The sequence below is a fragment of the Streptomyces sp. NPDC038707 genome (genome assembly GCF_040636485.1).
Classification (GTDB): domain Bacteria; phylum Actinomycetota; class Actinomycetes; order Streptomycetales; family Streptomycetaceae; genus Streptomyces.
Genome location: NZ_JBEZUP010000034.1, coordinates 1 through 14,766, shown reverse-complemented (window position 1 = coordinate 14,766; position 14,766 = coordinate 1). Strand labels below are relative to the sequence as shown.

Genomic DNA, 14,766 nt, shown 5'->3' with positions numbered 1-14,766 from the left:
GGGATCCGATGATCCCCGGGGCCCTCCGCTGTTCCCGCGCACCCGCTGCCGCGCCGGCCGCGGGACCGCTCCGGTCCCGCCTGACGGACAGCGTCTTGACGGGTCCGGCGGCTTCCTGGCACCGTCCTGTGATCATGAGGCCTGCCACGGAACCCGCACACGCGCGCATCGCGCTGGTGGCGCGGCGGCATGTGGACCTGTGCCGGCAGTCCAGCGCTCTGTGTCGCTGACCCGCACCCCCGCTCCCTCTCTTCCTCCCCTTTCTCTTCTTCCTCTTCTTCCTTTTCTTCCCGCCTTCACCTCGCCGTGCCCTGTGCCGGGGCACGGCCCTTCCGAGGATCTCGCATGTCCGACATATCCCGCCGTGTCTTCGGCGGTCTGCTCGGCGGCGGCGCGGTGTCCACCGTCGCCGGTGCCGCGACCCCCGCCCAGGCCGCCCCCGCCGAACACCCCTTCCGGTCCCGCACCGCCGCCGCTTCCGGGCCCCGCCCCAACGTCCTGGTCATCCTCGGCGACGACCTGGGCTGGGCCGACCTCTCCTCGTACGGCGCACCGCACATCAAGACCCCGAACCTGGACCGGCTCGCCCGCCAGGGAGTGCGCTTCACCGACGCCTACTCCGGCTCGGCGACCTGCTCGCCGACCCGCTTCAGCCTCTACACCGGCCGCTACCCGGGCCGTACCCGAGGCGGCCTCGCCGAGCCGGTGGCCGACCGCTCCCAGGGGTTGGACCCGAACCACCCGACGCTCGCCTCACTGCTGAAGAAGGCCGGCTACGACACGGCCCTCATCGGCAAGTGGCACTGCGGCTGGCTGCCCGACTACAGCCCCACCAAGTCCGGCTGGGACGAGTTCTTCGGCAACTTCGGCGGGGTCCTGGAGTACTTCTCCAAGCTGGGCCAGCTCGGCGACTACGACCTGTACGAGGGCGACGCCGAGTACCGCGACCTGCGCTACTACACCACCGTGCTGACCGAGCGGGCCGTCGAGTACGTCGGCCGCAGACACCGCCGGCCCTGGCTGCTCAACCTCAACTTCACCACCCCGCACTGGCCGTGGCTGGCGGAGGGGGACGCGGAGACCGGCGCCGTGATCGCCGAGCGGGTCCGGGCCGCGTCGACGGCGGCCGAGGCCACCGCGGCCCTAACCCACCGCGACGGCGGCTCGGTCGCCAAGTACACCGAGATGGTGCAGAGCCTGGACGCGGCGGTCGGCGAGGTGCTGGCCGCGCTGCGCCGCTCCGGGCAGGAGGAGAACACGCTGGTGCTGTTCGCCAGCGACAACGGCGGTGAGCGCTGGTCGTACCAGTGGCCGCTGAGCGGCGGGAAGTCGGGCCTCCAGGAGGGCGGCATCCGGGTGCCCACCATCCTGCGCTGGCCGGCCCGGATCGACGGCCACCAGGTCAGCCACGAGCCGAACTTCTCCCCCGACTGGACCGCGACCCTGCTGGAGCTCGGCGGCGCCCGCCCCGACCCCGCCCACCCCCTGGACGGCACCAGCCTCGCGGGCTACCTGCTGCGCGGCGAACGCCTGCCCGAACGCGACCTGTTCTGGCGGGTCCGGAACAACCGGGCGCTGCGCCGGGGCGACTGGAAGTACTACCAGGACGCCTCCGGCACCGACCACCTCTACCACCTCGCCACCGACCTCCGTGAGCAGGCCGACCTGGCCCCGGACCGTCCGGACCTGCTGGCCGAGCTGAAGGCGGCGTGGGAGCGGACGGCGAGCGGCCTGCTGCCGTACCCGGGCCGGGGGTGACGCGCGGCGGCGGCCGGTGAGCTCGCGGGTCAGGCCAGGCTGTCCCGCCATGCCCGGTGGAGGCCCGCGAACCGGCCCGTGCCCGCGATCAGTTCGTCCGGGGTGCCGTCCTCGACGACGCGGCCGCCTTCCATGACCAGCACCCGGTCCGCGATCTCGACGGTGGACAGCCGGTGGGCGATCAGTACGGCGGTGCGGCCCCGCAGCACGGTCGCCATCGCCCGCTGCACCGCCCGCTCCCCCGGCACGTCCAGCGAGCTGGTCGCCTCGTCCAGGATCAGCACCGCCGGGTCGGCGAGCAACGCCCGCGCGAAGGCGACCAGTTGGCGCTGTCCGGCGGAGATGCGGCCGCCGCGCTTGCGCACGTCGGTGTCGTAGCCGTCGGGCAGCGCGCCGATGAACTCGTGCGCGCCGATCTCCCGCGCCGCCCGTTCGATCTCCTCCCGGGTGGCGCCGGGCCGGCCGAGGGCGATGTTGTCGGCGACCGTCCCGGAGAACAGGAACGCCTCCTGCGTCACCATGACCACGCCGCGCCGCAGTTCGGCCAGGGGCAGTTCGCGCAGGTCCACGCCGTCCAGCAGCACGCGCCCGGCGGAGGGGTCGTAGAACCGGGCGAGCAGCTTGGCCAGGGTGGACTTGCCCGCGCCGGTGGCGCCGACCACCGCGACCGTCTGGCCGGCGGGCAGGGTGAGATCGAGGCGGGGCAGCACCTCGCCCCCGGTGCGGTAACCGAACCGGACCCCGTCGAACACCACCTCGCGGCCCGGGAGGCCGGTCTCCAGCGGCGGCAGCCGGCGCGGGGCGGCCGGCTCGGGCACGGTCGGCTCCTGGGCCAGCAGCCCGGCGATCTTCTCCAGGGAGGCCGCGGCCGACTGGTAGGAGTTGAGGAACATGGCGAGCCGGTCGATCGGGTCGTACAGCCGGCGCAGATACAGCACCGCCGCCGCCAGCACACCCAGCTCCAGCGAGCCGGACGCCACCCGGTGGGCGCCCCACAGCACCATCGCCGCGATCGCCGTGCTGGCCACCAGCCGGGAGCCGACCACATAGCGGGCCATCTCCAGCAGCGCGTCCCCGTTCCTGCGCTCGTGCCGGGCGTTCAGCAGCGCGAAACCGGCGTCGTTCGCGGCCTCCCGGCGGAAGGCACGCACCGGGCGGATGCCGTTCATCGTCTCCGTGAACTTCACGATCACCGCCGCGATGGCCGTGGACCGCGCGCCGAACACCCGCCCCGCGCGCCGCCGGTAGAGCCGGGCGAGCAGGTACAGGGGCACGAAGGACGCCACCGCGACCGCGCCGATGCCGAGGTCGAGCCAGAGCAGCAGGGCGGAGACGGAGACGAAGGACAGGACGATGGTCACCAGCTCCTGGAGCCCCTCGTCCAGGAGTTCGCGCAGCGACTCCACGTCCGTGGTGGCCCGGGAGATCAGCCGACCCGAGGTGTAGCGCTCGTGGAAGTCGATGCTCAGCGCCTGCGCGTGCCGGAAGATCCGGCCCCGCAGGTCCAGCAGCACGTCCTGGCTGACCCGCGCGGAGACGTCGACGAACGCGAACTGCACAGCGCCCGAGGCGAGCGCGCACAGCAGGTAGCCGGCGGCGACCGCGATCATGGGGCCGTTCCGGTCGTCCCGGAACGCCGGTACGGCGGTGTCGATGGCGTACGCCACCAGCAGCGGGCCCGCCTGTACCGCCGCCTGCTGGAGCAGCAGCAGGAGCGAGGTCAGCGCGACCCGGGCCTTCATCGGCGCGAGCAGCGAGCGCAGCAGGGCGGTGGTGGCGCCGGCCGGGGCGGGCAGGACGTCCCGGTCGAAGGGGTCGCCCGGGCCGGCCGGGTCCCGGGGGGCCGCGGGATCGTCGGCGGTGACGGCGGGGGTGGAGGCGGACGTGGTGGTCAACGGGAGACCTCCTCTTGCCCGGACATCAGGTGGGCGTACTCGGCGTTGTCGCGCAGCAGTTGGCGATGGGTGCCGACGGCCGCGATCCGGCCGCCCGAGAGCAGGGCGACCCGGTCGGCGAGCAGCACCGTGGACGGCCGGTGGGCGACGATCAGCGCGGTGGTGTCGGCGAGGACCTGGCGCAGCGCGGCCTCCACGGCGGCCTCGGTGTGCACGTCCAGGGCGGACAGCGGGTCGTCCAGCACGAGGAACTCGGGCCGGCCGACCACCGCGCGGGCCAGTGCGAGGCGCTGGCGCTGGCCGCCGGAGAGACTGAGGCCCTGTTCGCCCACGCGGGTGTCCGTGCCCTGCGGCAAGACGTGCGCGAAGTCGGCCCGGGCGATGGCGAGGGCCCGGTCCAGCTCGGCCTTCCCGGCCCCGTCCGGGGCGCCCATCAGCACGTTCTCGCCGACGCTCGCCGAGAACAGGGTGGGTTCCTCGAACGCCACGGCGACCCGGGACCGCAGTTCCTCGCGGGACATGGCGGTGATGTCCACACCGTTCAGCGTGATCCGGCCGGAGGTGACGTCGTACAGGCGCGGTACGAGGGCGGTGAGCGTGGTCTTCCCGCTGCCGGTGGCACCGACGAGCGCCATGGACTCACCGTGCCGTATGTGCAGGTCGATGCCGTCCAGGAGGGGCGGGGAGCCGGGGGGCGCGTCGGGATACCGGAACCGGACCCCTTCGAAGCGGATCCCGGAGCCGGGGCCGGACTCCGTACCGGTTCCGGACTCCGTACCGGTTCCGGCGCCCGCCCGCGCACCGGACCCGAGTCCCTCCCCCGCCCCGGACCCGGCCACCGTGCCGACCGCGGCCCTGCTCCGGCCCGGCTCGCCCTCCGGCGCCTCGTCCATCACCTCGAAGTAGCGTTCCGTGGCCGTCGCCGCCTCCTGGCTCATGGCCAGCAGGAAGCCGATGGAGTCGACGGGCCAGCGCAGCGCGAGCGCCGTGCTGAGGAAGGCGACCAGCGTGCCCGCGGACAGCGCCCCGTCGGCGACGCGGACGGCGCCCAGGACCAGGGCCGCCCCGATGGCCACTTCGGGCAGCGTCACGATGACCGCCCAGATGGTGGCCAGCAGCCGCGCCTTGCGCAGTTCCGTGCCCCGGAGCCGGCCGGCGAGTTCCCGGAAGGCGTGCTCCTGGCTGCGGTGGCGGCCGAAGCCCTTGACGACGCGGATGCCGAGCACGCTCTCCTCGACCACCGTCGTCAGGTCCCCGACCTGGTCCTGGGCGCGCCGGGCCACCTCGGCGTACCGCCGTTCGAAGACCGCGCAGGTCCACATCACGGGGAGGGCGGGGCCGAGGACGACCAGGCCCAGCAGCCAGTCCTGGAGCAGCATGATGACCACGCCGACCAGGATCGTCACGCCGTTGACCAGCAGGAAGGTGAGCGGGAAGGCGAGGAACATGCGCAGCAGCATCAGGTCGGTGGTGCCGCGCGAGAGCAGCTGGCCGGACGCCCAGCGGTCGTGGAAGGCGACCGGCAGGCGTTGCAGCCGGCGGTAGAGGGCCGCCCGCATCTCCGCCTCCACGTGCGACAGCGGCCGGGCCACGAGCCAGCGCCGGATGCCGAACAGGACCGCTTCGGCGATGCCGAGCAGCAGCACGTACAGCGCGCCGAGCCACACGCCCGCCGGGTCGCGGTCGGCGACCGGCCCGTCCACCAGCCACTTCAGGACGAGCGGGATCACCAGCCCGGTACAGGAGGCGACCACCGCGACGAGCGCGGCGGTGAACAGCCGGGCGCGCACGGGGCGGACGTACGGCCACAGCCGCAGCAGGGTGCGTACGGCGGAACGGTCGGCGGTTGCGCGTGTCGTGGGCATCAATCGCGAGCGTACGGACCCCCACCGGTCGCGCCCACCGAGTTTTGGCCGGACCGCACCGGAACCCGGGCCCCGCGACCGGAGGCGGGCAGGGAAACATTCCCAGCCCGGCCCGTCCCAACGGTTCGCATACCGAACATGAACATCCGGTCAACGGACCATTTCCGGCCAAGTTTGTGACGCGCTCCTGACAGGCAGTGAGATCTCCTGCCACTCTTCCCAGGCCGACTCACAGCGACCCCACAGTCCTCCGCACGCTCGCGTGGGCCGGCCGAGCACCCGCACCTGGTTCCGCGTAACGCCCTGTTCTGCCCGGACGCCCGAAACCCACCGTCCGGTCTCCCCTGGCCGCGCGACCCGCGGTCCCGCAGAAGGAGTCAGTGTTGAGAAGCAATGCCTCTCGCGGACGCACCTCCCACACCACGCACCACCGCTCCACGCACCGCCGCACCGCCACCGTCGCCCTCGCCGGCGCAGCCGCCCTCATCGCCGCCGCCGTCCAGGCCGGCGCCGCCACCGCCGCCCCGGCGGCACCGCGGGCCGGCCAGGTGAACCCGGCGCACGCGGCGGTCAAGCTGACCCCCTCGCAGCGCGCCGAGCTGATCCGGCACGCCGACGCCGGCCGGGCCGCCGCCGCCCGCCAACTCGGCCTGGGCGAGCGGGAGGAACTGGTCGTCAAGGACGTCGTCAAGGACGCCGACGGCACCCTGCACACCCGGTACGAGCGGACGTACGCGGGCCTGCCGGTGCTCGGCGGCGACCTGGTCGTGGCCACGGACACCGCCGGCAAGACCATGGAGGTCGTGCGGGCCACCAACGCCACGCTGAGGGTCGCCGGTCTCACCCCGGCCGTGCCGAGGACGGCCGCCGAGCGGCAGGCCGTACAGCGGGCGAAGGCGCTCGGCGGGACGAGGCCGGCCGCGGACAGCGTCCGCAAGGTGATCTGGGCGGCGACCGGAAAGCCGGTGCTGGCGTACGAGACGGTGGTCGGGGGGCTCCAGGAGGACGGCACCCCGAACGAGCTGCACGTCATCACCGACGCGGCCACGGGCGCGAAGCTCTACGAGTACCAGGGCGTCAGGAACGGCGTGGGCAACACGCAGTACAGCGGGCAGGTCACGCTGACCACCACCCAGTCGGGTTCGGCGTACACACTCACCGACGGGGCGCGCGGCGGCCACAAGACGTACAACCTCAACCGCGGCACCTCGGGCACCGGCACGCTGTTCTCGCAGTCCTCGGACACCTGGGGCAACGGCACCAGCTCCAACGCGGCCACCGCGGGCGCGGACGCCCACTACGGCGCCGCGCTCACCTGGGACTTCTACAAGAACACCTTCGGCCGCACCGGCATCAAGAACAACGGCGTCGGCGCCTACTCCCGCGTCCACTACGGCAACGCGTACGTCAACGCGTTCTGGACAGACAGCTGCTTCTGCATGACCTACGGCGACGGCTCCGGCAACACCAAGCCGCTCACCTCGATCGACGTCGCCGGCCACGAGATGAGCCACGGCGTCACCTCCGCCACCGCGAACCTCACCTACAGCGGCGAGTCCGGCGGCCTGAACGAGGCCACCAGCGACATCATGGCCGCGGGCGTGGAGTTCTACGCGAACAACTCCACCGACGTCGGGGACTACCTGGTCGGCGAGAAGATCGACATCAACGGCAACGGCAGCCCGCTGCGCTACATGGACAAGCCCAGCAAGGACGGCGCGTCCAAGGACAACTGGTACTCGGGCATCGGCGGCGTGGACGTGCACTACTCGTCCGGCCCGGCGAACCACTTCTTCTACCTGCTGAGCGAGGGCAGCGGCGCGAAGGTCGTCAACGGTGTCAGCTACAACTCGCCCACCGCCGACGGCCTGCCGGTCACCGGCATCGGCCGGGACAAGGCGCTGCAGATCTGGTACCGGGCGCTGTCCACCAAGTGGACCTCCACCACCAACTACGCGGGCGCCCGCACCGGCACCCTCGCGGCGGCCGGCGAGCTGTACGGCACCACCAGCGCCGAGTACAAGGCGGTGCAGGACGCCTGGGCGGGCGTCGGGGTCGGGGCCCGCTCCGGCGGCGGTGGCGGGGGCGGCGGCACCTCGTACGAGAGCAGCACGCCGGTGGCCATCCCGGACAACGGGCCAGCCGTCACCTCGGACATCACCGTCTCCGGCCGGACCGGGAACGCGCCGGGCAACCTCCAGGTGAGCGTGGACATCGCGCACACCTGGCGCGGTGACCTGGTGATCGACCTCGTCGGCCCGTCGGGCACCGCCTACCGGCTCAAGAGCTACAGCTCCTCGGACTCGGGCGAGGGTGTCAACGAGACCTACACGGTGAACGCGGCGGCCGAACCGGCCAATGGAACCTGGAAGCTGCGGGTACAGGATCAAGCCACCTACGACACGGGAACGATCAACGGCTGGAAGCTGACCTTCCCGTAAACCGAGGGACATCAGGCCCCAGTTGACGGCGTTGCCCGGGGGTCCGACTCCCTCGGGCGGCGCCGCTTAACACCCCCGAAACGTTCACCGGTTGGTCGATTTTCAGCCAACATCACTTCAGGGTCCTGACATGTACGCGCCCTTGATGTCACTCTCTCTCCACCCGCCGCAGCACAGCATCCTCAGCACGCCACACACTCCGGCCAGTAACCCCACGCTGACCGGACTCCCCCACGAGAAGGAGCTTGCGTGAGCCCCCTCTACGCGCGTCACAAGCGCACCACTCTGGCCATCGCCACCGCCGTTGCCGCCGGAGCCCTCCTCACCACCGGTCTGACCACCAGCGCGAGCGCGCAGACTCCGACCGGAGCCACTGCCAAGCCTCTGGCCGCCGCCCCGACCGCGCTGTCCGCCGCGGCCCGCACCTCCCTGATCCAGCAGGCCCAGTCCGGCGCGGCCGAGACCGCGGCGCACATAGGCCTCGGCGCCCAGGAGAAGCTGGTCGCCAAGGACGTCGTCAAGGACGCCGACGGCACCCTGCACACCCGCTACGAGCGCACCTACGCGGGCCTGCCGGTGCTGGGCGGCGACCTGATCGTCCACACCGCCGCGTCCGGCGAGACCAAGGGCGTCACCAAGGCCACCTCCGCGGCCCTGAAGCCGGCCTCGCTCACGCCGCGGGTCACCGCCGCCAAGGCCGAGCAGCAGGCGGTGTCCGCCGCCAAGGCGCTCGGCTCCGCCAAGACCGCCGCGGACGGTGCCCGCAAGGTCATCTGGGCCGGCTCCGGCAAGCCCGTCCTCGCCTACGAGACGGTGGTCGGCGGCCTCCAGGACGACGGCACCCCGAACCAGCTGCACGTCATCACCGACGCGGCCACCGGCAAGAAGCTCTACGAGTACCAGGGCATCGAGAACGCGACCGGCAAGACGCTGTACTCGGGCACGGTCACCCTCAACTCCGTGCAGTCGGGCTCGACGTATCAGCTCACCGACAGCGCGCGGGGCAACCACAAGACCTACAACCTGGCCCGCAAGACGTCCGGCACGGGCACCCTGGTGGCCAACTCGACCAACGTCTTCGGCACCGGTACCGCCTCGACCTCCTCCTCCGACCAGACGGCGGCCGCCGACGCCGCCTACGGCGCGGGCGTGACCTGGGACTTCTACAAGAGCACGTTCGGCCGCAACGGCATCAAGAACAACGGTGTCGGCGCCTACTCCCGCGTCCACTACGGCAACGCCTACGTCAACGCGTTCTGGGACGACAGCTGCTTCTGCATGACCTACGGCGACGGCTCCGGCAACGCCGACCCGCTGACCTCGCTGGACGTGGCCGGCCACGAGATGAGCCACGGCGTCACCTCCAACACCGCGGGCCTCAACTACTCCGGTGAGTCCGGCGGCCTGAACGAGGCCACCAGCGACATCTTCGGCACGGGCGTGGAGTTCTTCGCCAACAACGCGTCCGACCCCGGTGACTACCTCATCGGCGAGAAGATCGACATCAACGGCGACGGCACCCCGCTGCGCTACATGGACAAGCCCAGCAAGGACGGCGGCTCCGCCGACTACTGGTCCTCCACCGTCGGCAACAAGGACGTCCACTACTCGTCCGGCGTCGCGAACCACTTCTTCTACCTCCTCTCGGAGGGCAGCGGTTCGAAGACGATCAACGGCGTCACCTACAACTCGCCGACGTACAACGGCTCCGCCGTCACCGGCATCGGCCGTGCCAAGGCGCTGCAGATCTGGTACAAGGCGCTGACCTCGTACATGACGTCGACGACCAACTACAAGGCCGCCCGCACGGCGACCCTGAACGCGGCGTCCGCGCTGTACGGCTCCACCAGCGCCGAGTACAAGGCGGTCGCGGCGGCCTGGACCGCCGTCAACGTCAACTAGCACCTGCCCGACGGGCACACGGGGCGGCCCCCGGGGACATCGCGTTCCCGGGGGCCGCCCTACCCTTGTGACCCATGTCCTCGGCGTCCTTCACCTATGAGCCGGTCGGTGCGACCCGCGACGACCTGACGTTCTGCCCGCCCGGCTTCCGCCCCATGCTCGTGCGCACCCGCCTCGGCGAGGGCCACGCGGTGTTCCGGCGGGCCGCCGAGGCGGTCCTGACCTGGGAGATGCACCGCGCGCTGGGCGTCGGCATCGACGCCGCCGCCGACCGCGCGGCCCCCGGCGTCGACGTCACGGTCACCCTGGCCGGTGTCGTCAAGGCACCCTGCCGCATCATCTGGACCACCGAGGAGCCCCGCCGCGCCGGCTGGGCCTACGGCACCCTCACGGGCCACCCCGAGTGCGGCGAGGAGGCCTTCGTGGTCGACCGCACCGGCGACGGCACGGTCTGGCTCACGGTGTCCGCCTTCAGCAAGGCGGCCTCGTGGTACGCCAGAGCGGGCGGCCCGGCGACCAGGGGCCTCCAACACGCCTACGCCCGCCGCTGCGGAACGGTACTGAAACGCCTGTGCGAGAACCAGCCACAGCCCTGACCGGGTGGACATCACGCTTTCCGGTTCCGTTGACAGGAACAAGTCCATCGAGGACCTGGAGGGGGAGCGGTGGCCCGAGCCTCCGCAGGGCGGCGCGGGCCTGGTTCGCAGCGTGCACGAACTGCGACGGCGAGCCGTCAAGGATCTTTCCGTGGCGGAACTGCGCCGGCTGATCGGCCGGAACGTCGGGCTTCGCCGGCTGCTTCCCGTGGCCCTGGACCATCTGCGGGGTACAGCGCCACAGGAGGCAGCGACCGGCTGGTACGACGACGATCTGTTGTCGGCGGTGTTGTCGCGCGGGGAATCGGTATGGCGGGAAGATCCACGCCTCGCACGTCACCTTGACGAGACCGCGCGCATGCTCACCGGTCTCTCGCCGTACATCCGGCGGGAGGTGGAAGGCTTCCGGGCGGCTCTGGCGGATCTGCTGATGCCGTGAGCCGCTCAGGACGAGTGATCCGGCGGGCGCCCCGCCCTCTCACCGCAGCACCATCCCCGCCCCCTCCACCACCTCCTCCGACGGGACCGTCATCAGGCCCGTTTCCGCGGGGGAGGCGAGGAGGGGGTGGGTGGGGAGGATGCGGACCGTGTAGCCGTAGGGGCCGGTGCGGTCCAGGGACAGGGGGCCCTCGTAGAGCAGGCGGCCCTCCAGGTCGGGGACGCCGGCCGGCTTCAGCGGGACCACCGTGGCGTCGGTGATGCGGTCCTGCTCGTCCACCCGGCCCGACACCGCCTGCACCTCCACGTCGTCGGGGGTCAGCTCGCCGAGGGCCACCCGGACCCGCAGCCCCACCGTCGCCCCGAGTTCCGCCGTGGGTGTCGTCGCCGTCGTCTCCACGTGGTCCACGCTCACCCCGGGCCAGGCCGCCCGTACCCGGGACTTCCAGGCGGCCAGGTCCCGGGCGGTGTCCGGGGTCAGCGCGCGGTGGGCCCGGGCGGCGGGGGCGTACAGGCGGTCCACGTACTCGCGGACCATGCGGCCGGCCAGCACCTTCGGACCGAGCAGGGAGAGGGTCCGGCGGACCATCTGGATCCAGCGGTCGGGCAGACCGGCCCGTCCGCGTTCGTAGAAGCGCGGTGCGATCCGCTGTTCCAGCAGGTCGTACAGGGCCGCCGCCTCGATGTCGTCTCGATGGTCCGGGTCCGTGCCGGGCCCGTCGGCCGTCGGGATCGCCCAGCCGAAGTCCGGCTGGAACCACTCGTCCCACCAGCCGTCCAGCACCGACAGGTTCAGGCAGCCGTTCAGGGCCGCCTTCATGCCCGACGTACCGCACGCCTCCAGGGGACGCAGCGGGTTGTTCAGCCACACGTCGCAGCCGGGGTAGAGCTTCTGCGCCATCGCCATGCCGTAGTCGGGGAGGAAGACGATGCGGTGGCGCACCCGTGGGTCGTCGGCGAAGCGGACCAGTTCCTGCACCAGCCGTTTGCCACCGTCGTCCGCCGGGTGCGCCTTGCCCGCGACCACGATCTGCACCGGCCGCTCGGGGTGCAGGAGCAGCTCCGTGAGGCGGTCGCGGTCGCGGAGCATCAGCGTCAGGCGCTTGTACGACGGGACGCGGCGCGCGAAGCCGATCGTCAGGACGTCCGGGTCCAGGACACCCTCGATCCAGCCCAGTTCGGCGTCCCCGGCCCCGCGTTGCCGCCACGACGCCCGCAGCCGCTCCCGCACCTCCAGCACCAGCCGTTCGCGCAGGGTGCGGCGCAGCTCCCAGACCTCCTGGTCCGGGATGTCCGCGACCGAGTCCCAGCGCTCGGAGCCGCCGACGCTCAGCGCGTCCTCGGCCCGCTGGGCGCCGACCTGCCGGGTGGCCAGCCGCAGCACCTCCGGCGCCACCCAGGTCGGGGCGTGCACCCCGTTCGTCACCGAGGTGATCGGCACCTCCTCGGCGTCGAAGCCCGGCCACAGGCCCGCGAACATCTCCCGGCTGACCTGGCCGTGCAGCAGCGAGACCCCGTTGGCGCGCTGGGCCAGCCGCAGCCCCATCACCGCCATGTTGAACAGGTTCGGCTCGCCTCCCGGGTACGTCTCCCGGCCCAGCTCCAGCACCCGCCGCACGTCGATGCCGGGCAGTTCGGCGTCGGGACCGAAGTGCCGGCCGACCAGGTCCCGGTCGAAGCGGTCGATGCCGGCCGGGACCGGGGTGTGGGTGGTGAACACCGTGCCGGCCCGCACCGCCTCCAGGGCCGCGTCGAAGTCCAGCCCCCGCGCGCACAGTTCGGCGATCCGTTCCAGGCCGAGGAACCCGGCGTGCCCCTCGTTGGTGTGGAACACCTCGGGTGCCGGGTGCCCGGTGAGCCGGCAGTACGTCCGCACCGCCCGCACCCCTCCTATGCCGAGCAGCATCTCCTGGAGCAGCCGGTGTTCGCTGCCGCCGCCGTAGAGCCGGTCGGTGACCCCGCGTTCGCCGAGGTCGTTCTCCTCCACGTCCGAGTCGAGCAGCAGCAGCGGCACCCGGCCCACCTGTGCCAGCCAGATCCGGGCGCGCAGTTCCGTGCCGCCGGGCAGGGCGAGGGAGACGTGCGCGGGCGTGCCGTCGGGCTCCTTCAGCTGGGTGAGCGGCAGTTCGTTGGGGTCGAGCACCGGATAGTGCTCCTGCTGCCAGCCGTCCCGGGAGAGGGTCTGGCGGAAGTAGCCGTGCCGGTACAGGAGTCCGACGCCGATCAGGGGCACGCCGAGGTCGCTGGCCGCCTTCAGGTGGTCGCCGGCCAGGATGCCGAGGCCGCCGGAGTACTGCGGGAGGGCGGCCGTGATGCCGAACTCCGGGGAGAAGTAGGCGATGGCGGCGGGCAGACCGTCCGCCTGGGTCTGGTACCAGCGTTGGCCGGTCAGATAGTCGTCGAGGTCGTCGGCGGCGGCGGTCAGCCGGCGCAGGAACCGCCGGTCACCGGCCAGTTCGGCCAGCCGCGCGGGGCGTACCCGGCCGAGCAGCCGTACCGGGTCGCCGCCGGCCGCGGCGCAGGCCTCGGGGTCGACGGACTGGAACAGGTCGCGCGTCTCCGTATGCCAGGACCAGCGCAGATTGCGCGCCAGGTCGCTCAGCGGCCGGAGCGGCTCGGGGAGAACGGGACGGACGGTGAACCGACGGATCGCCTTCACATTCCACCTCGGGACGCGTCACGGGGTGAGCCGCACGAAGCCGTGCGTCTCGTCGTCGCCTCCGACGGTAGTGGTTACCGCGCGGTCGGTGGGGACGTACCCGCCTGGGGTGTCGGTGCGTCAGGTGCCGGTCACCGGGCACCCGGAAGGGAGGGAACCGGTCTTGTGTGCGGACGTACGCACGAGTAGTTAACACAGTGCCGGATTGCCCACCCGAACCCAGGGGGAAGGCTCTCCGGTATCCACCTCACAGGCGCACCACAGCACATCCGCAGGACCCACCTCCCCACGTCCATCCGCCCATACCCACGTTGCAGCGGACAGGAGCGGTCATGCCCGCCAGGCACCACTCGTCACGACCCACGACCAGCAGCAAGGCCAAGGCAGCAGGAAGGAAGCCGACGGGAGGGAAGGGCGGGGCGTCCGCCCACGCGTCCCCCCACGCGTCCCCTCACGGGCCCGCACCGGGCTCCGAGGACCGGCCCGTTCCGGCCACCGCGCCCACCGCCGGGGAACCGGCCGGCCCCGGGGAACCGACCGCCTCCGGGGAACGGACCACCGCCGGGGAACGGGCTGCCCGCGGCGAACCGCCCGCCGCCGGCGCGCCCACCGCCCTCGGCCGCATTCCCATCCTGGACGTACGTCCCGTGGTGCAGCACGGCCGCAGGCCCGCCAAGGCCGTGACCGGGGAGTCCTTCGAGGTGTCGGCCACCGTGTTCCGGGAGGGGCACGACGCCGTCGGGGCGAACGTGGTGCTGCGGGACCCGGCGGGCCGGCCCGGGCCCTGGACGCCGATGCGGGAACTCGCCCCGGGCACCGACCGCTGGGGCGCCACCGTCACGCCGGACGCGCCGGGCCGCTGGACCTACACGGTGGAGGCCTGGTCGGATCCGCTCACCACCTGGCGCGGGCACGCCGGGATCAAGATTCCGGCGGGCATCGACTCCGAACTGGTCCTGGCGGAGGGCGCGCTGCTGTACGAGCGGGCCGCCGCGGGGGTGCCGGAGGCGGAGCGCGGGCCCGTCCTGCACGCGGTGGCGGCCCTGCGGGACCGCGACCGCCCGGCCGCCTGGCGCCTCGCGTCGGCCCTGGCCCCGGAGGTGGCCGAGGTGCTGGGCCGGTATCCGCTGCGGGAGCTGGTCACCGCCTCGGACGCGATGCCGTTGCTGGTGGAGCGCGAACGCGCCCTGTACGGCTCGTGGTACGAGTTCT

10 protein-coding genes are annotated in these 14,766 nt (G+C 72.5%); 7 read left to right on the top strand and 3 right to left on the bottom strand.

The features are described 5' to 3' along the window. Nucleotides 1-8 precede the first annotated feature (8 nt). The gene (locus AB0E62_RS32290; RefSeq protein ID WP_362201857.1) at nucleotides 9-230 is read left to right on the top strand and encodes a putative leader peptide; all 222 of its coding nucleotides are present in this window, start codon (nucleotides 9-11) and stop codon (nucleotides 228-230) included. A gap of 115 nt (nucleotides 231-345) precedes the next feature. Next, nucleotides 346-1,758, top strand: a complete 1,413-nt coding sequence (locus AB0E62_RS32285) for a sulfatase-like hydrolase/transferase (protein WP_362201854.1) — start codon at nucleotides 346-348, stop codon at nucleotides 1,756-1,758. A gap of 29 nt (nucleotides 1,759-1,787) precedes the next feature. Here the strand turns inward: AB0E62_RS32285 and AB0E62_RS32280 are convergent, their stop codons facing one another. After that, entirely contained in the window at nucleotides 1,788-3,653 is a 1,866-nt protein-coding gene (locus tag AB0E62_RS32280; protein WP_362201851.1) for an ABC transporter ATP-binding protein, read from the bottom strand. Continuing rightward, nucleotides 3,650-5,518, bottom strand: coding sequence for an ABC transporter ATP-binding protein (locus AB0E62_RS32275; protein WP_362201848.1), 1,869 nt, complete (start codon nucleotides 5,516-5,518; stop codon nucleotides 3,650-3,652). The genes AB0E62_RS32280 and AB0E62_RS32275 overlap by 4 nt, the downstream gene beginning before the upstream one ends. Nucleotides 5,519-5,901: 383 nt before the next feature. On the opposite strand from AB0E62_RS32275, the gene AB0E62_RS32270 reads away from it, so the two are divergent. From AB0E62_RS32270 to AB0E62_RS32255, 4 genes are all read left to right on the top strand, one after another. Continuing rightward, nucleotides 5,902-7,959 (top strand): M4 family metallopeptidase, encoded by a 2,058-nt coding sequence (locus AB0E62_RS32270; RefSeq protein WP_362201845.1) that lies wholly within the window; start codon nucleotides 5,902-5,904, stop codon nucleotides 7,957-7,959. A gap of 249 nt (nucleotides 7,960-8,208) precedes the next feature. Beyond that, the gene (locus AB0E62_RS32265) at nucleotides 8,209-9,861 is read left to right on the top strand and encodes a M4 family metallopeptidase (RefSeq protein ID WP_362201842.1); all 1,653 of its coding nucleotides are present in this window, start codon (nucleotides 8,209-8,211) and stop codon (nucleotides 9,859-9,861) included. A 74-nt stretch (nucleotides 9,862-9,935) separates the two neighbouring features. After that, complete coding sequence (locus AB0E62_RS32260; protein ID WP_362201839.1) at nucleotides 9,936-10,457, top strand: DUF1990 domain-containing protein; 522 nt, start codon at nucleotides 9,936-9,938, stop codon at nucleotides 10,455-10,457. Nucleotides 10,458-10,461: 4 nt separating this feature from the next. Next, nucleotides 10,462-10,896 carry a contact-dependent growth inhibition system immunity protein gene (locus AB0E62_RS32255; RefSeq protein ID WP_362201836.1) on the top strand — a complete coding sequence of 145 codons (435 nt, stop codon included), beginning with the start codon at nucleotides 10,462-10,464 and terminating at the stop codon, nucleotides 10,894-10,896. 39 nt (nucleotides 10,897-10,935) lie between these two features. Here the strand turns inward: AB0E62_RS32255 and AB0E62_RS32250 are convergent, their stop codons facing one another. Continuing rightward, nucleotides 10,936-13,554: a glycosyltransferase family 1 protein gene (locus AB0E62_RS32250; protein ID WP_362201834.1), complete on the bottom strand. Its 2,619-nt coding sequence runs from the start codon at nucleotides 13,552-13,554 to the stop codon at nucleotides 10,936-10,938. A 332-nt stretch (nucleotides 13,555-13,886) separates the two neighbouring features. Between AB0E62_RS32250 and AB0E62_RS32245 the strand changes: the two genes are divergently transcribed. After that, the coding region (locus AB0E62_RS32245) for a maltotransferase domain-containing protein (RefSeq protein ID WP_362201831.1) at nucleotides 13,887-14,766 on the top strand (880 nt) is incomplete at its 3' end.